This window comes from Pedobacter soli (assembly GCF_900101435.1).
Taxonomy (GTDB): domain Bacteria; phylum Bacteroidota; class Bacteroidia; order Sphingobacteriales; family Sphingobacteriaceae; genus Pedobacter; species Pedobacter soli.
In genome coordinates this window covers 165,945-189,293 of the sequence record NZ_FMZH01000006.1, presented here as the reverse complement: position 1 = coordinate 189,293, position 23,349 = coordinate 165,945, and the positions used below count along the sequence as shown (strand labels likewise).

The 23,349-nt window shown below is 38.1% G+C and carries 24 protein-coding genes and 2 tRNA genes; 19 read left to right on the top strand and 7 right to left on the bottom strand.

Annotated features, from left to right (window positions below):
- The first annotated feature begins 34 nt into the window (after positions 1-34).
- From BLR37_RS14780 to BLR37_RS14730, 11 genes are all read left to right on the top strand, one after another.
- A complete protein-coding gene (locus BLR37_RS14780) occupies positions 35-2,455 on the top strand; it encodes an ABC transporter permease (protein WP_090769834.1) in 2,421 nt (806 codons plus the stop codon).
- Positions 2,456-2,523: 68 nt separating this feature from the next.
- On the top strand, positions 2,524-3,207 hold the full coding sequence (locus BLR37_RS14775) for an ABC transporter ATP-binding protein (protein WP_039476946.1): 684 nt from the start codon (positions 2,524-2,526) through the stop codon (positions 3,205-3,207).
- 185 nt (positions 3,208-3,392) lie between these two features.
- Entirely contained in the window at positions 3,393-4,190 is a 798-nt protein-coding gene (locus BLR37_RS14770) for an ABC transporter substrate-binding protein (protein ID WP_090769832.1), read from the top strand.
- 59 nt (positions 4,191-4,249) lie between these two features.
- Positions 4,250-4,552: a hypothetical protein gene (locus BLR37_RS14765; RefSeq protein ID WP_143009581.1), complete on the top strand. Its 303-nt coding sequence runs from the start codon at positions 4,250-4,252 to the stop codon at positions 4,550-4,552.
- Positions 4,553-4,811: 259 nt separating this feature from the next.
- Positions 4,812-4,893: transfer RNA gene (locus BLR37_RS14760), tRNA-Leu, on the top strand.
- A 273-nt stretch (positions 4,894-5,166) separates the two neighbouring features.
- Positions 5,167-5,248: transfer RNA gene (locus tag BLR37_RS14755), tRNA-Leu, on the top strand.
- Positions 5,249-5,419: 171 nt separating this feature from the next.
- Positions 5,420-6,769, top strand: coding sequence for a trigger factor (gene tig / locus BLR37_RS14750; protein WP_090769827.1), 1,350 nt, complete (start codon positions 5,420-5,422; stop codon positions 6,767-6,769).
- Between the two features lie 60 nt (positions 6,770-6,829).
- Complete coding sequence (locus BLR37_RS14745) at positions 6,830-7,189, top strand: four helix bundle protein (RefSeq protein ID WP_090769825.1); 360 nt, start codon at positions 6,830-6,832, stop codon at positions 7,187-7,189.
- A gap of 54 nt (positions 7,190-7,243) precedes the next feature.
- Positions 7,244-7,951, top strand: coding sequence for an ATP-dependent Clp endopeptidase proteolytic subunit ClpP (clpP, locus tag BLR37_RS14740; RefSeq protein ID WP_039476959.1), 708 nt, complete (start codon positions 7,244-7,246; stop codon positions 7,949-7,951).
- Entirely contained in the window at positions 7,935-9,173 is a 1,239-nt protein-coding gene (clpX, locus tag BLR37_RS14735; protein WP_039476960.1) for an ATP-dependent Clp protease ATP-binding subunit ClpX, read from the top strand. Before clpP ends, clpX begins: the two co-directional genes overlap by 17 nt.
- Before the next feature lie 97 nt (positions 9,174-9,270).
- Positions 9,271-10,134 carry an AMP nucleosidase gene (locus BLR37_RS14730; protein ID WP_039476963.1) on the top strand — a complete coding sequence of 288 codons (864 nt, stop codon included), beginning with the start codon at positions 9,271-9,273 and terminating at the stop codon, positions 10,132-10,134.
- Between the two features lie 556 nt (positions 10,135-10,690).
- Here the strand turns inward: BLR37_RS14730 and BLR37_RS14725 are convergent.
- Complete coding sequence (locus BLR37_RS14725) at positions 10,691-11,551, bottom strand: sigma-70 family RNA polymerase sigma factor (RefSeq protein ID WP_010601359.1); 861 nt, start codon at positions 11,549-11,551, stop codon at positions 10,691-10,693.
- Between the two features lie 407 nt (positions 11,552-11,958).
- On the opposite strand from BLR37_RS14725, the gene BLR37_RS14720 reads away from it, so the two are divergent.
- The 3 genes from BLR37_RS14720 to BLR37_RS14710 are packed head-to-tail and all read left to right on the top strand — an operon-like array spanning position 11,959 to position 13,594.
- Positions 11,959-12,552 carry a hypothetical protein gene (locus tag BLR37_RS14720; RefSeq protein ID WP_090769822.1) on the top strand — a complete coding sequence of 198 codons (594 nt, stop codon included), beginning with the start codon at positions 11,959-11,961 and terminating at the stop codon, positions 12,550-12,552.
- A 2-nt stretch (positions 12,553-12,554) separates the two neighbouring features.
- Complete coding sequence (locus BLR37_RS14715; protein WP_090769820.1) at positions 12,555-13,373, top strand: DUF2975 domain-containing protein; 819 nt, start codon at positions 12,555-12,557, stop codon at positions 13,371-13,373.
- A gap of 14 nt (positions 13,374-13,387) precedes the next feature.
- Entirely contained in the window at positions 13,388-13,594 is a 207-nt protein-coding gene (locus tag BLR37_RS14710) for a helix-turn-helix domain-containing protein (protein WP_090769818.1), read from the top strand.
- A gap of 445 nt (positions 13,595-14,039) precedes the next feature.
- Here the strand turns inward: BLR37_RS14710 and sucC are convergent, their stop codons facing one another.
- The 6 genes from sucC to BLR37_RS14675 all read right to left on the bottom strand — a co-directional run bounded on the left by sucC (position 14,040) and on the right by BLR37_RS14675 (position 19,406).
- Positions 14,040-15,230 (bottom strand): ADP-forming succinate--CoA ligase subunit beta, encoded by a 1,191-nt coding sequence (gene sucC, locus BLR37_RS14705; RefSeq protein ID WP_090769816.1) that lies wholly within the window; start codon positions 15,228-15,230, stop codon positions 14,040-14,042.
- 260 nt (positions 15,231-15,490) lie between these two features.
- On the bottom strand, positions 15,491-15,802 hold the full coding sequence (locus BLR37_RS14700; protein WP_090769814.1) for a hypothetical protein: 312 nt from the start codon (positions 15,800-15,802) through the stop codon (positions 15,491-15,493).
- Between the two features lie 138 nt (positions 15,803-15,940).
- Positions 15,941-16,492: a hypothetical protein gene (locus BLR37_RS14695; RefSeq protein WP_090769812.1), complete on the bottom strand. Its 552-nt coding sequence runs from the start codon at positions 16,490-16,492 to the stop codon at positions 15,941-15,943.
- 38 nt (positions 16,493-16,530) lie between these two features.
- Complete coding sequence (locus BLR37_RS14690) at positions 16,531-18,099, bottom strand: DUF4153 domain-containing protein (protein WP_090769810.1); 1,569 nt, start codon at positions 18,097-18,099, stop codon at positions 16,531-16,533.
- A 373-nt stretch (positions 18,100-18,472) separates the two neighbouring features.
- Entirely contained in the window at positions 18,473-18,769 is a 297-nt protein-coding gene (locus BLR37_RS14680; protein ID WP_090769805.1) for a winged helix-turn-helix domain-containing protein, read from the bottom strand.
- 1 nt (position 18,770) lies between these two features.
- Positions 18,771-19,406, bottom strand: a complete 636-nt coding sequence (locus BLR37_RS14675) for a hypothetical protein (RefSeq protein ID WP_090769802.1) — start codon at positions 19,404-19,406, stop codon at positions 18,771-18,773.
- Between the two features lie 210 nt (positions 19,407-19,616).
- Between BLR37_RS14675 and BLR37_RS14670 the strand changes: the two genes are divergently transcribed.
- The 5 genes from BLR37_RS14670 to BLR37_RS14650 all read left to right on the top strand — a co-directional run bounded on the left by BLR37_RS14670 (position 19,617) and on the right by BLR37_RS14650 (position 23,320).
- Entirely contained in the window at positions 19,617-20,267 is a 651-nt protein-coding gene (locus BLR37_RS14670) for an ABC transporter ATP-binding protein (protein ID WP_090769800.1), read from the top strand.
- A gap of 47 nt (positions 20,268-20,314) precedes the next feature.
- Positions 20,315-20,794 carry an ATP-grasp domain-containing protein gene (locus BLR37_RS14665; RefSeq protein WP_090769799.1) on the top strand — a complete coding sequence of 160 codons (480 nt, stop codon included), beginning with the start codon at positions 20,315-20,317 and terminating at the stop codon, positions 20,792-20,794.
- A 1-nt stretch (position 20,795) separates the two neighbouring features.
- A complete protein-coding gene (locus BLR37_RS14660; protein ID WP_090769797.1) occupies positions 20,796-21,404 on the top strand; it encodes an HAD family hydrolase in 609 nt (202 codons plus the stop codon).
- 2 nt (positions 21,405-21,406) lie between these two features.
- Positions 21,407-22,906: a S41 family peptidase gene (locus tag BLR37_RS14655; protein ID WP_143009580.1), complete on the top strand. Its 1,500-nt coding sequence runs from the start codon at positions 21,407-21,409 to the stop codon at positions 22,904-22,906.
- A gap of 147 nt (positions 22,907-23,053) precedes the next feature.
- Entirely contained in the window at positions 23,054-23,320 is a 267-nt protein-coding gene (locus tag BLR37_RS14650; protein WP_039482363.1) for a hypothetical protein, read from the top strand.
- The last annotated feature ends 29 nt before the right edge of the window (positions 23,321-23,349 follow it).

Genomic DNA, 23,349 nt, shown 5'->3' with positions numbered 1-23,349 from the left:
AACCAGTTTAACAATTTATACAGTTAACCCTAAGATGTTCAAATTAAACCTCAAAATCGCCTGGCGAAACCTTTGGAAAAACAAGGTGTATGCCGCCATTAATATTGGTGGACTAGCTTTAGGGCTAACTGCTTTTGTATTGATGCTTTTGTATATCAATTACGAAAAAAGTTATGATAGCTGGTCGCCGGAATTGAAAAATGTTTATCAGATCAGAGAAAAGCATGATTTTTTTACCCCTGATAACAAAGAACACTGGCAAGAAATCAGCAATTCGAGGATAGCCGGAATAATTAAAGAAAGTGTACCGCAATTTACTGCGGTTACTAAAATAGATCAGGAATGGGGAAATGGTTTTTCAGTAAAGATAGATCATGCCGATCCGGTAATGGTTAAAGGTATTAAAGATGCCGATTCTGCTTTTTTTAATGTTTTTCCATATCAATTTATCCAAGGTACCGCTGCAAATGCATTAAAAGAACCCAATACAGTGGTAATCAAGCAAAGCCTGGCCAATAAACTTTATGGCACTGATCATGTATTGGGAAAAGAGTTTAAATTGGTAAGGTGGCGCGATGATACAGGTAATTCACTTAAAATTACAGGAGTCATAGCCGATGTGAATACCCCTGAAAGTATTCAATTTAATGCTGTAAGCCATACCGGCGACCAGGATCATGATCCCGATCAGATTGGCAGTTCACATTACACGCAGATATATGCAAAATCGGAGGGTGATATAGATACTTTATCCGCTAATAAAAGCCTGCAAAAAGTATATGTAGATTTTAAGAAAAAATCTTTCGCAGCAGAAAAACTTAATTTTAAAGATGTTTATAAGGATGGAAAAAGTCCGGGTTTGAAAGCCATCAGCTTAAAAGATGTTCATCCAAACCCACCCTTTAGCCTTAACTGGCTGGATAAGTTAAAACCGGTAATAGGTATTTCAATCTTCTTATTGGTGGTATCTATCATCAACTTCATTAATCTGGCCACCGCACAGTCTGTTCAAAGGGCTAAAGAAGTTGGGGTAAAAAAGGTTTTAGGTGCATATAAGAAACAGCTTATTTTGCAGTTTTTAATCGAATCGACCTTACAAAGTATAAGTGCTTTATTTTTAAGTGTCATTTTGATTGAAATTCTGTTGCCTGCATTTAACCATCAATTTAACATAACCCTGAGCTTTTGGCACAATGAATACCTGTTTAGTATTGTTTTGCAGCTTATTGCTGTTTTTATCGTGGTTACCTTGTTGGCAGGTTGCTACCCTGCCTGGATATTATCCAACTATAACCCGGTTTCGGTACTTAAGGGCAATTACGGCAATAGTTTAAAAGGGATTACCCTACGCAATGTGCTGGTTATTTTTCAGTTTATCATTTCAGTTACCTTCATTATCGCCATTGGGGTAATGCACCTGCAAACCAAATATATTTCGGGGAAAGATTTGGGTTTTGACCGGGACAAGTTAATCAATCTGAGGACAGGCTACGACCAAAATTTCGCAGATAAAATCAGGCGTATCCCGGGCGTACAGTATGTTTCTACTACTACACAGGTAATGGGGAATGCCTTTAACAACAAAAGTAAAATTATTTACAAAGGCCGCGAAGTTAACCTAAATGGTGTTACCGTAACCATGGATGCCCTGCAAACGCTGGGCGTAAAATTAGTATCCGGCCGACTCTTTGCTAAAGAATATGTGCAGGACACCATTAACTCGGTTGTTCTTAACGAAGCAGCAGCTGGTTTGCTGGGCAAAAATATGGTGGGCCAAACTTATGGAAAGGTCGATTACCAGGGTAAAACCATTACCTTTCAGGTAGTTGGTGTGATTAAAAATTACCACAACGAGGGTTTTGATAAAGCCGTATTACCTACCGTTTATAAAGTAAGTCATTTGGGGGGAACTTCCAATACCAATAACCTGCTGGTGAGGTTTGATACTAAAAACTATAAAGGAGTGATTAATAAAATAGAAGGCGAATGGAAAAAACTTTATCCTGATTTTCCCTTTCAATATCAATCTATGGATGATGCCTTTTCCGAAATTCTTGAAGAAAACAAGCGTTTTATGAATATGGTTGTCCTCTTCAGTGTAGTATCAGTTTCTTTATCCCTATTGGGCTTATTTGCTTTATCTACCTTTGTGGCAAAGCGTCGGACCAAAGAAATTGCGGTTAGAAAAGTTTTGGGCGCATCAAACTTCCAAATTGTAAATCTTTTAAATAAATCCTTTTTAATTTTAGTCGTAACAGCTAATTTAATCAGTTGGCCAATAGCTTATATTTTAGTAAAAAAATGGTTGGAAGGCTTTGCTTACCGGATAGACCTGCCACTTTATCCGTTTTTGCTCTCCAGTATAATTTCAATTGTTATTGCGGTGTTAACCGTTAGCATCCAGGCCCGCAAAACTGCCATTGCAGAACCTGTAGCTGCACTTAAATATGAATAGACCTGCGGATAGCTTTTGGCGTTCATCGTAGATTTTTCGCTAACCGCTTCCCGCTTAACCATAAAAATATGATACAACTTACCAATATCGAAAAGTATTACGCCAATAAGGGCGTTAAAAATTATGTGTTACGCCTGGTAACCACTACCATTAACCAGGGCGAGTTCGTTTCCATTATGGGGCCCTCTGGCGCCGGAAAATCGACTTTGCTTAATATTATAGGCATGCTCGAAGAACCCACTTATGGCACTTATCATTTTATGGGCGAAGATGTAACCAGCCTAAGCGAACGTAAGCGCATCGAGCTATACCGCAACCACATCGGCTTTGTGTTTCAGGCTTACCACCTAATTGATGAAATGACCGTTTACGAAAACATTGAAGCCCCGCTTTTATACAAGAAGGTGGGCAGTGCAGAACGTGCCAGCAGGATCGCCGATCTGCTCGACCGTTTTAACATCGTAGCTAAAAAAGATTTATTTCCCAATCAGCTATCAGGCGGACAGCAGCAGCTGGTTGGCATTGCCCGTGCATTAGCTGCACAACCTTCTATCATTCTGGCCGATGAACCGACAGGAAACCTCCAATCGGCACAGGCCGAAGAAATTATGAGCTTGTTTAAAAAGCTCAATGAAGAGGAGGGGATTACCATTATTCAGGTTACCCATTCAGAAAAGAACGCACAATACGGAAACCGGATATTGCACATTGCCGATGGTGTGGTAAAAGAAGATGTGGCTGTATTAAGTTAGATCCATATCATTATTTAAATAACTTGCCGAGGATAAGTGCAGATTTGGAATGGTAACAATTTCTATCTGTGTTTATCCTTTTTATCTGTGGTTAAAAACTGACTGAGGATAAGTGCAGATTTGGAATGGTCACAATTTCTATCTGTGTTTATCCTTTTTATCTGTGGTTAAATTAACTTTGCTCCATGCAAAAAACATTTACCGATCAGATGGGGCGGGAGGTTACCATTAATTTTCCGCCCAAACGGATTGTTTCTGTGGTGCCTTCCCAAACCGAGTTGTTGTTTGATTTAGGGCTCGACACCGAAATTATCGGTTTGACCAAGTTTTGCATCCATCCGATAGAAAAGTTTGCTGCCCGTACCAAAGTGGGTGGAACAAAAAAATTGAATATCGATCTGATTAAAGATTTAAAGCCCGATTTAATTATCGGCAATAAGGAAGAAAATACGCAGAGCGATATTGAAGAGCTTGAAGTATACTGCCCGGTTTGGATGAGCGATATTTTTACGCTCGATGATGCCATGAAAACCATTGGCCAGATAGGGGAACTTGTGGATCGCGAACCTGAAGCTGCTTATTTAAACCATTTAATTTCTGCCGGTTTTAATGACCTGAAGATGCTGGCTGCGCAACATCGTATTGATAAAAAAGTAGCCTACCTGATCTGGCGGAAACCCTATATGGCTGCTGGAAAGAATACTTTTCTTGATAATATATTGCTAAGCAACGGCATGACAAACGTAATCACCCGGCAACGCTACCCTGAGCTAACGCTTGAGCAACTGAAAACTGCCAACTGCGAACTCATTCTGCTTTCATCAGAACCTTACCCTTTTGCCGAAAAACATATTAAAGAAATACAGGCTGCGGTACCCCATGCCAAAGTGATGCTGGTAGATGGTGAAATGTTTAGCTGGTATGGCAGCAGACTGGTTAAGGCTGTGCAGTACTTTTTCGAATTTCAGAAACAATTGTATTAAGACGCCTGTTAAATTTTCTTAAATTGTAGCGTATTGTAAATTAATCCGTTTAAACTATCATGAAAAAGATATTAATTCTATCCCTGTTTGTTGCAGCACTTTCTGGTTGTACAACAATGAATAATGGCAAAAGTGCTGGTGCTGTAACCGTAAGTGGTAAAATTGAAAAACTAGGCATGACTACTTTTCAATATGGTACGCATTTGCTAAAAACAGCAGATAAAAGCTATGCGCTAAAAAGCAACAGTATTAATTTTGATAATTACCTGAACAGGGAAGTTACGGTAAAAGGAAAAAAAGTGGCTGGCTACCCGGTTGATGGTGGTCCGGAGCTGATTGATGTGACCTTAATTAAATTCTAAACTGAAAGTTTAAGCGGGAAAACCTGAAAAGTCTGGGTTGAAATCTGGCTGCTGTTAAAAAAGATAAAATATTTTTTCATGGGGTTTGTTGCCGAAAAATTATGGAGTTCAATGCTATCTTACAGCAACACAGTACTTTCATTTTTTAGCTATACTATAGCAAAGGAAGACTGTTCATTATTTATACTTTCAGGCTGCATATTAAAGTTTGATTATTGAATCTAATTTCTATCTTTGCACGCATTAAACATCCTGAGATGCGGAAGTGGCGTAATTGGTAGCCGCACCAGACTTAGGATCTGGCGCTTCACGGCGTGGGGGTTCGAGTCCCTTCTTCCGCACTATAATTAAAACCGTTCTGCTAATCCAGAGCGGTTTTTTTGTATAAGTCGTTCTATCGGCTGGTGTCAGCACCAGTCGAAACACAGAAGAACAAGCACTAAAGCTGGTTGGTGGGCCTCCAACCAGTGAAAAAAGAACACGATATCGAAAATTTTCTCCTTAAAAATTAGTGAGTTAGCATTTTTTTAAGAGAATAATGCATAAAATATGATCGATGCCTTTTGATTTTTGAATCTTGTTTCTATCTTTGCAGTCCTTACAACATCCTAACTGCGGAAGTGGCGTAATTGGTAGCCGCACCAGACTTAGGATCTGGCGCTTCACGGCGTGGGGGTTCGAGTCCCTTCTTCCGCACACAAGATAAAGGCCGTTTCGATTTAACATCGGAACGGTTTTGTTTTTTAAAACATTGATTAATAAAAATTGATGTGCTGTGCCGGGTGCGGTGATATATGGTTTGTTCTCAAATCTCATATCTCAATGCTCTGGTCTAATTGCACATCTCAATACTCATATCTCATAAAAATGAATATTACACAGGAAAAAACCGGCAACTTAAATGCTGTTGTAAAAATCAAAATCGCACCAGCTGATTATTCTGGCAAAGTAGAAAAAGCCATTAAAGATCAAGCTAAAAAAGCACAATTACCTGGTTTCCGTAAAGGGATGGTTCCTGCTGCCCACATCAAAAAAATGTACGGTAAAAGCATTTTGGTAGAAGAGGTTAACAATTTGTTAAACGATACCCTATCAAACTACATTGCTGAGCAGAAATTAGAAATTTTAGGTCAGCCATTGCCGCAAATGGACGATGAGCGTGAGTTTAAATGGGATAACACAGATGAATTCGAATTTGATTACGAGTTAGGTTTAGCACCTGCTTTTGATGTAAACGTTTCATCTAAAGATAAATATACCGAATACGTTGTTAAAGCTGATAAAGAAACTTTAGAAAGCCGTATCAAAAATATCCGTCGCAGCTACGGTAAAATGACTAATCCTGAAGTATCTGCAGAAGGTGACGTACTTTATGTCGAGTTAACACAACTAGGTGCTGATGGTGCTGTTTTCGAAGGTGGTATTTCAAGCACTGCAACCCTTCGTTTAGATTTAGTTAAAGACAAGAAAATCCTTAAATCGTTAGTAGGTTTAAAGAAAGAGGATGAAGTTACTGTTGATTTAGTAAAAGCATTTGATGATGCAGCAGTTGTAGCTAAAGCTTTAAATATTTCTGAAGAAGATGCAGCTGATTTAAAATCTAACTTCAAATTAGCAGTTAAAAATGTAAACCGTTTAGAAGAATCAGATTTAAACCAGGAGTTTTTCGATAAATTATTTGGCGAAGGTACGGTAACTGACGAAGCTGGTTTCAGAACTAAAATTACTGAAGAAGTAGAAAGCATGTTCAAGCAAGATGCTGAACGTAAATTATCGAACGATATTTACGAAGATCTTTTAAAGAAACACACTTTCGAATTACCTGATGAGTTTTTACGTCGCTGGTTAAAAGCTACAAACGAAAAATTAACCGACGAAGAATTGGCAGAAGGTTATGATGATTTCGCTAAAAACCTGAAATGGACTTTAATCGAAAACAAAATCATTAAAGATAACAGCATCGAAATTAAATACGAAGATGTTGTTCAGGCTGCTAAAGCTAAATTAGATGCGCAGTTCAGAATGTACAGCCCAAGTCCGCTTCCTGAAGATCAACTGGCACAATACGCTGTTCAGTTCTTACAGGAAAAAGAAAATGCAAACCGCGTTTTCGAAGAGGTTAAAGCTTTAAAAACTTTCGAACAAATTAAAACCATCGTTACTTTAGAGCAAAAAGACATCGATTACGATAAGTTTATCGCGCTAGACAAAGCGTAAGGCGGGAAGCGTTTGGCGTAAGGCGCTTGGAAATCGACTGTGCTATTTCTATATTTAGTGATGGCTCAATTTAAATTTCAATCGCTGGAAGTTTGGCAGTTATCAATTGAGATAACTGATAAATTACTTGATATAGCTGACCGATTGTCAGTTGATAAAAAATACAGATTTGCAGAGCAGCTCAATGGGGCTGCTCTTAGCATATCTAATAATATTGCCGAAGGCTCTGGAGCTGTTTCCAATAAGGAATTTGCTCATTATCTGAATATTGCACATCGTTCTACGTTCGAGAATGCAAATATTTTAGTAGTTTTAGAACGGAGAAAATATATTTCTGACACAGAGTTGAATGATTATCTGGAAGAATTAGATAAATTGGCACGGAAATTAACCAACTTCAGGAAATATTTATTAAAGTAACCCGCGTATTTGGATAGCCTAAACGCTTATCGCAAAACGCCAAACTCTATAATCATGAACATAGACTCACAAGAATTCAGGAAATTTGCCGTTAAACATCAGGGAATTGGCGGTTTACACGTAGATAAATTTATTGCACAGGCTAATCTGAACCCTCAGAACATGACGCCATATATCATTGAAGAGCGTCAGTTAAATGTTGCTCAGATGGACGTATTTTCGAGGTTAATGATGGACCGTATTATCTTTTTAGGTGATGCGATTTATGATCAGAATGCAAACATCATCCAGGCGCAATTGTTGTTCCTGCAATCGGCTGATGCAGAGCGTGATATTCAGATCTATATTAACTCGCCGGGCGGTTCGGTATATGCTGGTTTAGGTATTTACGATACCATGCAATATATTCAGCCGGATGTGGCTACAATTTGTACCGGTATGGCAGCTTCAATGGGCGCTGTTTTATTGGTAGCAGGTGCTAAAGGTAAACGTGCTGCTTTACCACACTCAAGAGTAATGATTCACCAGCCATCAGGTGGCGCACAAGGGGTAGCCTCTGATATGGAAATCAACTTAAGAGAAATGTTGAAATTGAAAAAAGAATTATACGATATCATTTCAGAGCACTCTGGACAGTCTTATGACTGGGTAGAGAAAGCTTCAGACCGCGATTACTGGATGACTGCCGATGAGGCAAAAGGATTTGGTATGGTTGACGAAGTTTTATCGAGAAACGCAAATAAAAATGGCGAAACAAAATAAAGAATCCCGCTGCTCATTCTGCCATTCTGGCAAGCATGAAACTTTAATGTTAATTGAAGGTATGGATGCGTTTATCTGCGATAAATGCGTTACCCAGGCCAATCAGTTGCTTGCGCAGGAGTTAGGAACCAAAGGGACGAAAAATATTCAGGAGGCAATTAATTTATTAAAGCCTCTTGAAATTAAACAGCACCTCGATCAGTATGTAATTGGTCAGGATGATGCGAAAAAAGTATTATCAGTTGCGGTTTATAACCACTACAAACGTTTAAACCAAAAGGTTGATAAAGACGAGATTGAGATCGAGAAATCGAATATCATGTTGGTGGGCGAAACAGGTACAGGTAAAACTTTACTGGCTAAAACCATCGCTAAAATTTTGCATGTGCCTTTCTGTATCTGCGATGCAACAGTTTTAACCGAAGCTGGTTATGTGGGGGAGGATGTAGAAAGTATTTTAACCCGTTTGCTGCAAGCTGCTGATTATGATGTGACTGCTGCCGAGCGTGGTATTGTGTATATTGATGAGGTAGATAAAGTTGCCCGTAAAAGCGATAATCCATCTATTACACGCGATGTATCAGGTGAAGGTGTGCAGCAGGCTTTATTGAAGATTTTAGAAGGTACAGTGGTAAACGTTCCGCCTCAGGGCGGACGTAAGCACCCTGACCAGAAAATGATCCCGGTAAATACCAACAACATCCTGTTTATTTGTGGCGGTGCATTTGATGGTATTGAACGTAAAATTGCCAACCGTTTAAGAACACAGGCTGTAGGTTATAAAGTAAAGAAAGATGAGACCGTTTTAGATCTTAAAAATCTTTATAAGTATATTACACCACAGGATTTGAAATCTTTCGGGTTAATTCCCGAGCTGATTGGCCGTATTCCTGTGCTTTCACATTTAAATCCATTGGATAAAGCCTCGTTAAGAAATATTTTAACAGCGCCTAAAAATTCATTAATTAAACAATATGTTAAGCTTTTTGCTTACGAAGATGTTAAATTAGTGTTTGATGATGAAGTTCTGGATTTTATTGTGGATAAAGCAATGGAATATAAGTTGGGAGCACGTGGTTTAAGATCAATTTGCGAAGCGATTATGCTTGATGCGATGTTTGATACGCCAACCCAGACCGATGTCAAGGAATTGCATATCAATCTCGATTACGCGATAGAAAAATTTGAAAAGGCCGACTTTAAAAAGTTGCAGGCTGCTTAAAAATGAATCAAATCCTCTCGCGAAAGCGGGGGGATTTTTTTTAATATCACATTTGTTAACGCTATGCGCCCGGCGCTACGCTTAAAGCTACAAGATTATGAACGAAGAAAAAGACGTAAAGAAAGACGAAGCTGCAGTAGAGAAAGCAAAAAAAGTAAAAGAAGTAGAAACTCCGGTTAAAGCCGGATTAAAATCTAAAGATGAAATTGTGAAAAACTGGTTGCCGCGTTATACTGGCAGACCATTAGATCAGTTTGGCGATTATATCCTGCTCACCAATTTCAGTAAATACGTAACCATGTTTTCTGAGTGGAACGATAACGCACCGATTATGGGTTTAGATAAGCCGATGCAGAGTGTTACCGCTAACGGCATTACTATCATTAACTTCGGTATGGGTAGTCCGCTGGCGGCAACCATGATGGATTTGTTAACGGCTATTAAACCGAAAGCGGTATTGTTTTTAGGTAAATGCGGCGGTTTAAAGAAGAAAAACCAATTGGGCGATCTGATCCTGCCAATTGCGGCAATCAGGGGAGAAGGAACATCCAACGATTACCTGCCTGCAGAAGTGCCTGCCTTGCCGGCTTTCGCCTTGCAGAAAGCAATATCGACCACCATTCGCGATTATGGCCGCGATTACTGGACTGGAACCTGTTACACCACCAACCGCAGGGTTTGGGAGCACGATAAGGAATTTAAGAAGTATTTAAAAACTTTACGTGCAATGGCAGTAGATATGGAAACGGCAACCATTTTTACTACGGCATTTGCCAATAAAATACCTGCAGGTGCATTATTATTGGTTTCCGATCAACCAATGATACCAGAGGGGGTTAAAACTGCCGAAAGTGATAGCAGTGTTACCGAGAAATATGTAGAAACGCATTTGCACATTGGAGTAGACTCGTTAAAGCAGTTAATTAATAATGGTTTAACGGTGAAACACTTGTTGTTTTAGAAGTTAATTCAAACATAGACGATCGTCACCCTGAACACGTTTCAGGGTCTCTTATTGAATTGCGTATACAAAGGAGAGATGCTGAAACAAGTTCAGCATGACGTATTGGAGATTTCTTTGAAACCGATATCGTACATATAAAATCTCGTCACCCTGATCCGATAGCTATCGGATTTATTTTATCTCGTCACCCTGAACTCGTTTCAGGGTCTCTAATCTAACTGGAGGGATGCTGAAACAAGTTCAGCATGACGTATCGGAGGATTTTTTTGAAATTGATATCGCACATATAAAATCTCGTTACCCTGATCCGATAGCTATCGGATTTATTTTATCTCGTCACCCTGAACTCGTTTCAGGGTCTCTAATCTAACTGGAGAGATGCTGAAACAAGTTCAGCATAACGTATTGGGAGATTTCTTTGAAACCGATATCGTACATAGAAAATCGTCATTTCGAGCGCAGTGCAACGAAGCCGAGAAATCTATAGTAAAGAACATAAATAAAAAGGTCCCGATTTTTGATCGGGACCTTTTTGGTATTGAAGATATCTTGACTATCCTAAATAAGATTTCAAAATCTTACTTCTTGAAGTATGACGTAAGCGTTGTAACGCTTTATCTTTAATCTGACGTACACGTTCGCGTGTTAAGTTAAATTTCTCGCCAATTTCTTCCAACGAAAGCGGGTGGTTAGAACCTAAACCGAAAAATAAAACGATAATTTCTCTTTCTCTTTCTGTTAGGGTAGATAAAGAACGTTTAATTTCTTCTGATAGAGATTCGTTAATTAATGAGCTATCGGTGTTTGGCTCGTGGTTTTCCAATACATCTAATAGCGTATTTTCTTCACCCTGAACAAAAGGGGCATCCATTGATACGTGACGACCAGAGTTACTCAATGTGTCCGAAATTTTATCCACTGTAGTTTCTAAAATGTCAGCAAGTTCTTCTGGTGATGGCTCACGCTCATATTCCTGCTCTAATTTAGAGAAAGCTTTACTGATTTTACTTAACGAACCTACCTGGTTTAAAGGTAAACGTACAATACGGCTTTGCTCGGCAATAGCCTGTAAAATCGACTGACGAATCCACCAAACAGCGTAAGAAATGAATTTGAAACCTTTGGTTTCATCAAAGCGTTTTGCTGCTTTAATTAAGCCCAGGTTACCTTCATTAATTAAGTCTCCTAAAGTTAAACCCTGATTTTGGTATTGTTTTGCAACAGATACAACGAAACGTAAGTTGGTTTTAGTTAATCGCTCTAATGCAGCCTGATCGCCCTCACGAATCTTCCTTGCTAAAATTACTTCCTCTTCTGCCGTTATTAAATCTACTTTACCAATTTCGTGCAGGTATTTATCTAACGATTGACTTTCACGATTGGTAATGGATTGCGTTATCTTGAGTTGTCTCATTTATACGTTTTGTGTGCTCTTTAATTATTGAGTGTGCAAAGTTACGAAATAGTATAGCAATCCGAAAGGATAAATTGCTGAAAATGTTATCGTTTGCACAAGATTTTTACAGTTTTACTTATAGCAAAAATCATTCCAAATTAAATTGTGTCATTAAAAATGGGTTATCAAGTGTAATAATTGATATTCGGATATTATTTATTGTAAAACGATAAAAATATTTTGATTTATAATAATTTTTAATTTATACTTGTGATGTAAATAATTAAATAAAAATGACGCTTTTAAGTTTGCAGTATCTTATATGGAGAAATACAAGCTTGTATTTTCTGATAAATAAAGCAGACGAGATTTTCTGTCAGTTAGGGTAATACTTTTAATATTTATTGTAATCAAATTAACGCAAGATGAATAAACTTCTCAAAATTTTCAGGTATGCTGGATTTAGTCTGATCTTTATTGCCCTGGTAACTATGGTCGATCATTTAATTAGCGCTGTAAGTAACTACAATGCCGGAGCACTTTCGATTGATCTGGTTGAAAATAATACTGCACAACAAGTAAAAACCATAGGAGACGCTAAGTTTACCAGTAGTCATTTGGGTACTTATCAATTTAAGCCCACTTTAATGCAGTCTGTTATTTTATCAGATAACGGGGGTGATGGCGTTGGAGCCAATGCTGCTTTTTATCTTGTTATTGGAAGCGTAATTGTTTTTATAGCTTATAACAGGCCAAAATGGCTTGAGAACCTTAGCGAAAACAGGTTGTGGCAATTTGTAGGTGCAGGTGCAATTTTGTTTTTTGCTTTAAAATTTCTGTGCTTTTTTCTAATAAAAAAGTACGTTGAGGATTTGACTGGTGATGCATTTAAATATCAGCGTGCAGGTGCAGAAAATATCAATTTAGGTGTGATCTCGCTTGTTGCGATACTTAGTATAATTTATGAGCTGCTTTCTTATTCAAGGAAGCTTAAACAAGAAAACGATTTAACAATATAGATATGAGATATAAAATATTTGCAAGGATAGTTAGGGCATTTTTAATGCTGGGTATTATCCTGATTGTTTTTACAGCGTTTTTACAAGTTGGCAGCAACCTTTTCGGTTATAAGAGTTACATTAAGGTTGGTAATGAAGGTATTACCATAGGCGACTTTGAAAAAGGTTATTTATTGCCTATGCGATTGAGTTTGTCAATACCCGATACTATTACAACATATAGAGGTAAACGGAATATCACAGCAACATTTAGTGTTTTTAATGATTTGGATAGGGCCAGCAACTTTAAAAAACCCCACGACTCTTTAATTGAACGAAGGGTAATAAATAAGTTAAAGGCTTGGGATGATCAATCTCCTGTTAAGATTTCTAATCGGATTGTTTTAAATGGTGATGTGATGATCAAAGCCAATTCACAAGAAAAAAGTCATACATTTTTTTGGGGTTTATATCATTTTATTCAGTTATCTTTTTATGTTATAGTATGTATCTTATTGATCAAGTTGATTAATAGCTACTTAAAGAATAGTTTTTTAAATGCCAGAAGCTTTAATCTGATATCGTGGCTGGGTATGTTGTTTATCATACATGAAATATTGAATTTGGGTTTTATTTGTTTTTTTAGCAAAATTATACCCGCTGTAACCTTAGATACAGCAGCATTAATTGGCCAATATTATCCCAACGGCATCAGCATGAGCCTTAATTTCGGAAGCCCTATAGATTTTTCTAAAATAATAATAGGCATCATAATTATCATCTTATCTAAAATTATCAAAGATGCGGTGTTAATTAAACAGGAAAACGACCTTACCATTTAGCTAAATAAGAGAAAATGGCTATTGTCGTAAATTTGGATGTAATGCTGGCCCGGCGTAAAATGTCGCTTACTGAGCTAAGTGAACGGGTAGAAATTACGATGTCTAATTTATCAATACTGAAAACCGGTAAAGCGAAAGCGATCCGTTTCGAGACTTTAGAAGCAATTTGTGTGGCTTTAGATTGTCAGCCTGGAGATATTCTTGAATTTAGCGCTGATTAACTTCCGAAGTCTGCCAGGGAATAGCGCGCAGGAAGTACTTCGGATTTTGGGGCTGGCCTGTTGCCGAAGTACATTTTGCCGCCCTTAATAAACCTGATAGAACGGAAAGCCCGGAGCGAAGTATGAGTAAGGACTTGGAGGGATAGCAGGGCAGGAGGCCGCCATAAAAACAGAACCATTCGTTTTCAAAATGATGTTGATAATATAACCTTATAGGTTTCAAAACTGTATGACACTCGATTTAAATCTGTGAGGTTTGGAAGTTGCTTAACATCAAATTAAGCCAGCATTTTTTTATCTGAAACAAGTTGAGGTAACACTCGCCTTGACACCCCGTCCTGCGGACACCCCTCTGGGAGAGGGGAATGGGAATAAAAAAAACCTTCCAGCTTGCACTGAAAGGTTTTAAATATGTTATTGCTTTAAGCTTTGGTCTTTTAGCTTACTATGCCAAAACTTTGGTTACTAAATCAGCAGCTTCTTTTAAAGCGATTGCCGAGTAAACCTGAAGGCCAGACTCATCAATTAGTTTCTTAGCTTCTTCGGCATTTGTACCTTGTAAACGGCAGATAATTGGCACAGGAATGTTTCCGATTTCCTTGTAGGCATCGATAACACCTTGAGCAACACGGTCGCAACGTACAATACCACCAAAAATGTTAATTAGGATGGCTTTAACGTTAGGGTCTTTCAAAATGATGTTGAAAGCGGCTTTAACGGTTTGTGCATTTGCAGTTCCACCTACGTCAAGGAAGTTAGCAGGCTCGCCACCAGCTAATTTAATGATATCCATGGTAGCCATGGCTAAACCAGCACCGTTAACCATACAACCTACGTTACCATCAAGGTTAACAAAGTTTAGGTTACTTGCACTTGCTTCAACTTCCATTGGATCTTCTTCAGTAACATCGCGCATAGCTGCATAATCAGGGTGACGGAATAAACCGTTCTCATCCAGGTTTACTTTAGCATCAACTGCAATTACTTTATCATCAGAAGTTTTTAATACCGGGTTAATTTCGAACATTGAAGAATCGGTAGCTTCGTAAGCTTTGTATAAAGCTGTAACGAATTTTACCATTTCTTTGAAAGCGTTACCGCTAACACCTAAGTTAAAGGCAATTTTACGTGCCTGGAAACCTTGTAAGCCAACTTTAGGATCGATTTCTTCTTTGAAGATTAAGTGTGGCGTGTGCTCAGCAACTTCTTCAATATCCATACCACCTTCGGTACTGTACATGATAATATTGCGACCTTTTGCACGGTCTAACAATACTGAGATGTAAAATTCTTTGGTTTCAGAAGCACCTGGATAGTAAACATCCTGAGCTACCAAAATCTTGTTCACTTTCTTACCTTCTGGTCCGGTTTGAGGAGTTACCAGTTGCATGCCGATGATATCGGTAGCACGTTGTTTAACTTCTTCAAGGTTTTTGGCCAATTTAACACCACCACCTTTACCGCGACCACCAGCGTGGATTTGCGCTTTAATTACAACCCAATCAGAATTATAATCAGTTTTCAGTTGCTTAGCAGCCTCAACAGCTTGCTCAGGCGTATCGGCAACTATTCCTTCTTGAACGTTAACACCGAAACTTTTTAATATTTGTTTACCCTGGTATTCGTGAATATTCATCTGTTTATATTTTTTCTTTATCTGTCAGATGGAGCCTTTTACGCTTCAAATAATTGTTTTAGGCGTATTGGGTTCATTTGCTACAAAATTTGCCCAAAGCTACAATTTCAAAGCCTTTAAACAAATAGAATTTACCGATTTTTTGAGAAAATGAACGTTTTATGTTAATCGGAAATTTTGACCCTGATTTTGTTGCTCCCATCAGCAAAACGGGAGCAACTTAAGGCTGGCAGATTTTAAAAATATAGCAAGAAAATGATCTAGCTACCGGCAAAGGGTGTACCGAAGATGCCCACAGCCAGCTCGGCCCAGATGAGGAATAGGACCAGTAAAATAACCAGCAAAATGATTGTTCTGAAAGTGCCGGTTTTTAAGTTTCTGATCACAAGCTCTATAGCAAGGCCCGTACTTAAAAGTAAGGCGCCGGCTACCATAAAATCGGTTAAATTCCACTTTACCTCACTGGTAAACTGCATGGCGATAAGCGGAATGCTTAAAATTAATGCCACAACCCCAAGGATAATTGCAATCCGTGTTGCCGGCGAGCTTAATGTTGACTGTAGATTTTTCATGATTTTAAATATTAATATAGTGTTTAATTGTTTAAAGTAAAAACCTTTGCTTCCCGGTGCGAAGCACCGGGAAAAACTAAATCCAACAAAAGTTAGCAAAGGCGAGAGGTTAATTATACAGGATTTTTAAAGCGAGATTTAAAGGTTTATGTAATAAATAATGATCATTTTTTGCTTGCTTAAGAATCCTATGAAGTGGTGTTTCCAGCTCTCATTAAGAACTTTACGTTCTTTCCAGGTAATTTCTTTGGTGCCTTTATTTGGATCTAGAATATCGTTAAGTGTTTCGGTATGGATGAGTTCAGTCTCTTCAAAATTTTTGCCTTTATTAATTTCATTAATGAGAATCTTATAGTCTGAATCCGAAAGCTTTATTAATGAAACCGAAGTGTATTTACCATGAATATCAGGGTAACTTGCCGATTTATCGATGATTTTGGCTGATTTGGGAACTTGTTTTCCAACTACCGTTACATATTCTTCAAAATAAAATGAATCTTCCGGGTAAAATGCAGTATAGATTGAATAAAAGATCCACAACTGTATAATGCTTAGTACTAAGATTGTGGCATACTTTAATCTTTTCTTTAATTTCTTTCTACTAATGAGCACAATCAGCAACAGCGGAAGCATTGCCACTAATACAATCAGCAGCAGAGCGATTAAAAAAGTAGCTAAAGAATAATCCATAATGAATTGTTAAGGTTATGATGAATATTAAATCTTTATTACTGTTTGCTAACCCCAAAATATTTCGCCGTATTCCAATCCTGCAGATTCCACGATAGCCAGCTTACGTTTTGATAGCGTTCTTTAAAATAGCCAATACGTTCATCCAGTAGTTCGCCATAAAATTGTGCGTTTTGGGGTTTCGCGATTTCTTTTCCGTAAAGATCTTTTGGAGGTGTGTAATGCAGTTTTGCACGGTTTTGATCTAATAGTGGCAATGTTTTATCAGATAACGATAACAGGTAACCGGCATCTACCGCAACCCGATCGCTGTGTGAGAGATTGTATCTGGCAATAAAAACATCCCAGTTTACCAGACTGAAAGCCAGCAGCAGCACAAACCAGATATTCCCGTTTATTTTAAACAGGTAGAACAGGGTTTTCTCTTTCACAACTTTGATATAAACGGTAGCTAAACCAATAATGCAGAGGATGGCGAAAACCAAAACGCCGATTCTTTTGTGAGTTAGACCATAAAATTCGATGTAGTAACCATCGCGGATAAAAACAGAAATGATGAGGATAAAATTTTGCACCATCCAGGCAATGGCCAGACTTTTTAAGGTTTTGCTTTTGTAGTAAAAGTTAAGGTTGCCACGGAAGAAATATAAAATTACCACCATAGCCAGTACGATGCTGAAAATTAGTGCATTGGTGCCATCGTGCAGGTCGGAAGAGAAGTTGCCTTCAGGTTTGTAACCGAACCAAAGTGTCGAAATATCGATCAGGTTTACACATAGGAGCAGGAGATTTAACGAAATAAATGAGATGAGACCAATGATATATTCGGTTTTCAATGCCATTTTTTTGGTGATAATCTGGCTGGTAAAGGTATGGGCAACTTCGTACCAGATGCTTCTTGGCTTTTTGCCCCGTCTGATCCTCAACAATTTTTCATTGCAGCTGGCTTCCAGCTTTTCGATGCTTTTGTTGTAAAAGGTAATGATTAAGGCAGCGGTTAAAAACAGACCGAAGCAGAAATGCATGAAGCGTGGAAGGCTTAAATCCTGGAAGATAAAACCGAAAATGTTATTGAAGAAATTGTAAATGCTTGTGAAAGTGCTTTCTAAATAATGCGCAAAAATTTCGTTAGCGCCTGTGTATATCGCGGTAAAAACAAAAATGATAAACAGAGGCAATAAAATGTATTTAATGGGCCTGAACACAGGCTTTAAGTCGAATTTACCAATTTTAAGCTCAGAAAGTCTTTTAATTATGGTGGCAGGTACGGTGATGAACTGGAGGGTTGTAGCCATTGCCGCAACATAAATGGTGCGTACTGCCTGGTAATGGGCAAAGCCTACAAAGAACAGCAAGCTAATGTTGTAGCTTACACTGGTTAGTACCGAATTGTTTATGACCACAAGCACAGCCGCAAGCAGGTGTGCCAGTGCGTAAATTTTAAATTTGTTGCTTTTGGCTACTTCGCTGTTAAAAAAGGTAACAGTTATAATGAAGATGCTGTAAATCAATTGATTTAAGGCCAGCCACTCTTCCCAGAAGATGTAGCTAAAAAGCAATCCGCCCAGTAGAGTAGAGAGGAGTAAAAAGTTGGATTTCGTTTTCATTTTGTTTAAGATTTATAAGTGGAAATAACTTAGGATGAATAGGTAGAGAATTACCAGAGGAATATTTAATAACATGCAAATGATGGTAACTACGGTGCTTCTCCAGTGCGTTTGATTGCAAATAAGTTCTATTAAGATTACTGCCAATACCAGCACATTTACAATACCAGCACCAAGGATAAAGACTACTCCTGCTATCATAAGAAATAATGATTTTGATAATAAGTAGGTTAGGAATATTAACGTGCCAATAAGTGCAGAATAGTAAGCTAGTTTTTTGCCTACATAATTCATTTGAGGTTCTAAAATTTCATCCATTCTTGTATTTTTAAAAGTGCTTTGAATTTCAAAGTAAATAGTTAAAAAAAATTGCTTACAGCTTCTTTATCATTTTTTCGAGTGCATCTAAGTGTGCCTTAAAGGCTTGCTTGCCCAATTCGGTAATGGAGTAGGTGGTACTGGTTTTGCGACCAATAAAACCTTTGTGTACTTTAATAAAGTCGGCCTGCTCCAAAGTATTGAGGTGCGAAGCCAGATTACCATCGGTAAGCTCAAGCATCTGCTTTAAATCGTTAAAGCCAATTTCGTCGTTCACAACCAGCACTGACATTACGCCGAGCCTGATCCTGCTGTCGAAAATCTTATTTAAATCTGCTATCGGGTTCTTCATCTTATTGGCCTCTCTCGTATTTAAAATACATTACCAATCCGTATATAATGTGTAAAACGCCAAAACCAAATGCCCAGAAAAACAGTCCGTAGCCAATATAAAACATGCACACCAGGCCCAAAATAACTTCGCAGTAACCCAGGTAACGGATATCGCTGTAGGTGTACTTGCTGGCATTGATTAACGATAATCCATAAAAAATTAAACAGGTTGGCGCTATAATGCTATAGGTATTGGGATGGTTAAGGAGTAGGGCAATGATGAACAAACCACCTGCTGCCAATGGCGTAAACAAATTAATCAACAAAGACTTGGAGGTTTTATCCCAGATGGGCAAATTGTTTTTCTGGCTTTTGCGGTAGGTAAATAAAATTCCACCGGCTAAAGCAATTACCAAAACAAAAATACCGAGCTTAATCAGGTTAAATTCCAGGTCCATTTCTCCGCTCACGCCATAACTGTAACCTTTTTTATTTACAAATTTTTCAATTTCATCATGTGCAAAGTAAGCGCCAATTAATGCAATAACACCAGCAAAAACGCCAGATAAACCACTTAATGAAATAAATCTCGACGATCTATCCATCATTTGTCTGATATCTTTTAGTGCATTTAGCTGTTCTTCTGAGTTGCTCATTTTAAAAGTGCTTTGTTTTTCAAAGTTAAATAAGAAAATGATAATTACAAATTTTATTTTTTTTGAGGGATATTTAGTAGAGAGTATCAAGTATCGAGTAACTGGTATCAAGATGAGATACACTGGCTTTGGTCTTTGCACTTTAGTCTTTAGTCTTTTGGCTTTGGTCTTTAGTCTTTCCGCTTTATCCTTTTTTACTAAATTTGACACATGCTAAAAGCCATTGGAATAAAAAAGTCGTACGGAAATCTGCAGATCCTGAAAGGAGTTAATTTTGAAGTGCAAAAAGGGGAGATTGTGAGTATAATTGGGCCATCCGGAGCCGGAAAAAGTACTTTGCTACACATTTTAGGTACTTTAGATAAGCCTGATTCCGGGGCAGTTGAATTAAAAGGATCGGTAATCAGCGGTTTAAGTGGCGATTTATTAAGCGCTTTCCGGAATAAAAATATTGGCTTTGTTTTCCAGTTTCACCATTTACTGCCTGAATTCAATGCACTCGAAAATGTATGCATCCCCGCTTTTATTGCCAAAACCAATAAAAAACAAGCCGAAAACAGAGCATTGGAATTGCTTGAGCTTTTTGGTTTGAAAGACCGTGCACACCATAAGCCTAATCAGTTATCGGGCGGCGAGCAACAACGCGTAGCTATAGCGCGGGCGCTTATTAATAATCCTTCAATTATATTGGCCGATGAACCTTCAGGTAATCTCGATTCTGAAAATGCAGCAGCCCTGCACCAGTTATTTGTGAGTTTGCGCGATAATTTCCATCAAACTTTTGTGATTGTTACGCATAACGAGCATTTGGCTAAAACAAGCGACAGGGTAGTGATGATGAAAGATGGTTTAATCGTATAGCATCACACAGTCATCCACTAATTTATTTATTCATTACATTTTATATTTTGAAAATACTTATTACAGGCGGGAACAATGCAAAAGCATTGAAGCTGATGAAGGCCTTTCCCAGTCATTTTGTTTTACTGGCCGATTATGGCGAAGTAGCAGCTATTGCAACCGAAAAATATGCTTTTACCTCTCTGGGGCTACTTAATCAAGACAGTATTGCACACATTTTATTAAATTTTTGCATTACCGAGGGGATTGATTGCATTATCCCTCTACACCAATACGAAGTGGAGCCAATGGCTAAGTCGGCAGTACTTTTTGGCGAATATGGTATTCAGGTTTTATTGCCTGAAGCCAGTTCAATAGCAGGATATCTGAACCACGAACTAAATACCTTTCAAAATTTCGCTGTCTTTGTAGGAGGCGAATGTGTGTTTGCCAGCGGGAAAGAAATTTTTGTGAGGACGGAAGAAAAATTAAATGGCGTGTTCGGGTACAATGTTGCCGATGATGAACTAAAACTTTTTACAATATAACATGGATACCAATCAATACGTAAAAGATAAGCAACTGGTTATTTTTGAACTCGACAATGTACTTTTTCCTGAAAAGGATTATTTGTTGCAGGTATATTATCTGTTTGCCCAGTTTATCGAATATAGCGAGCAGAAAGGAGCCGGACCAATTATTGATTTTATGCGTGCTGAATATGAAAAATCGGGTACTGCACATCTGTTCGAAAATACGGCCAAACAATTTGGTATCGATCCTAAATACCAATACAATTTTAATCTGTTGCACCAGAATGCACGTTTGCCGTTAAAATTATTGCTGTATAAAAACATGCTTTCATTCATGCAGGAACTGGTGGTTGACCGTAAAAAAATCTACATTGTAACAGCTGGAAATGCAGAGCAGCAGCTCAATAAAATAAAGCAAACCGAATGGAATGGTTTAGAACAATACCTCACTGTTTATTTCAGCGATGAACTGAATCAACCCAAAGCAGAAATTTTTCAGAAGATACTAAACGACAATAATTTATCGTCAAAAGAAGCGTTAGTTGTTGGTGCAAATAATTTTGATGAAGAGCAATCTAAATTGGTTAATTTGCCGTATATTGTGTCACTAGAAATTTACAAATAAATATGTTTAGAAAATCTTTCTCGCAAAATGTATTTTTGGGTGCTTTAATTGTGGCGGTTGGTTGTACTGTTTCCTGCAAAAAAAGCAAAACTGAACCGGATGCAGCTGTAGAATCGAACTTGTTGCAAACACCAACTACCGACAGGTCGTTACTGACTAAAGATTCGATTTTTTTATATGCCAAGCAAACCTATTTCTGGAATGTAGGCATGCCTAACTACGATACTTTTAACCCGAGACAATACAGCTCAAACAATGCGATACTTGCTGCATTTAAAGCTTTACCCAGCACTGGAGGGAAAGATAAATATTCTTTTATTGATGATGGATCAGTTGCCAGTCAGCTGAGTGGAGCAGGTGAGGATTATGGCTTTTCGGCTAATTTTGACGCAACTGATTTGCTAAGGGTTAAATATGTTTACCCTGGCTCTCCGGCAGATGCACAAGGGTTAAAACGTGGCTACCAGCTGATTAAAGTTAATGGCGGAGGTACTTCACGATCAAGCAGCGCCGATATTGCCAATTTAAATGCTTCTATATTTGGCGATAATCCATCTATTTCATTAACCTTTGTAAAACCAGGTGGCGGTACTCAGGATGTGGTAATTAACCGTGCCAGTTATAACATTAACCCTGTTTTATTTAGCAACACTTATACCATTGGTGCAAAAAAAGTAGGATACATTGTATTTAACAGCTTTACTACAAATGCCTCGACTGCCTTGGATGCTGCTTTTTCGAAATTTACAACTGATGGCGTTACCGAACTGGTGGTAGATTTAAGGTATAACGGTGGTGGCTCTGTGGCTACTTCCGAATTGTTTACCAACTTAATTGCTCCACCTGCCCAAAATGGCAAAATTATGTATACCACCTACTGGACTAAAACCATGCAGGATGGGAATGCAACGATTTTACAAAACCAGAAATTTTATGCCAAAGGTAACGATGGGGTAACCAGGCTTTATTCTTACTTTGATTATTCATATAAACCTACCATGGCTGCCGGAAATCAGGAGACTTTTGCCAAGCGTGGTTCTTTGAACGGATTAACGCGGGTTTATTTTTTGGTTAGCGGTGGTACCGCCTCTGCCAGCGAGTTATTAATCAATAATTTAAAACCGGTTGTAGATGTAAAATTAATTGGTAAAACCACTTATGGTAAGCCGGTAGGCTTCTTCTCTATCCGTATCGATAAAAACGATTTATACATTCCGCAGTTTCAAACCAAAAACCAGTTAGATCAGGGCGACTATTTTGCGGGTATGACGGTTGATAAAGATGTGGCAGATGATTTAACCAAAGATTTTGGTGATCCATCAGAAAAAATGCTGGCCCAGGCATTGTACTATTCTGCAAACAATAACTTCTCGGCACTGGCTAAAGATAATACCATTAGCAGCACTTCGGGTATAACCAGACAACAGATAGATGCAGCTAACGAAAAGCTCGATCATGAGTTTAAAGGCATGGTAGAAACCAGAAAGCTGAGGTTTAAGTAATTAGGAAATTCTTTCAAAAAAGCTGAATCGATAAAATCCTGATTCAGCTTTTTTTATTTAAATTATTACATAAAAGGAATAAATTTTGGTTGTTTTTTTTTGAAAAAATCGATAAGCTTGTTTAACATTAATCGTTAAAGAGATACCATGTCAGTAGAAATTGTAGAAAAGGAACATATCGGCTATTTAAATATCATCAATGCAAAAGAAGACCACACCAGCGAGCTAAAAACTAAGCTTGGTGAAGCACAACGGCTTGGAAACGAGTTTAAATCTAAAGCTGTAATTACATTCAATACCACTATCGGTCCGAAACGCGTAGATACTACGGTTTGGTCGGTTACCGATAATTATGTGCAGTTAAAAAATAATATTCATATTCCGCTAAAAAGCTTGATCGATATTGATTTTTAAGGCCATTGTAAGGAAATAAATCATCCCGC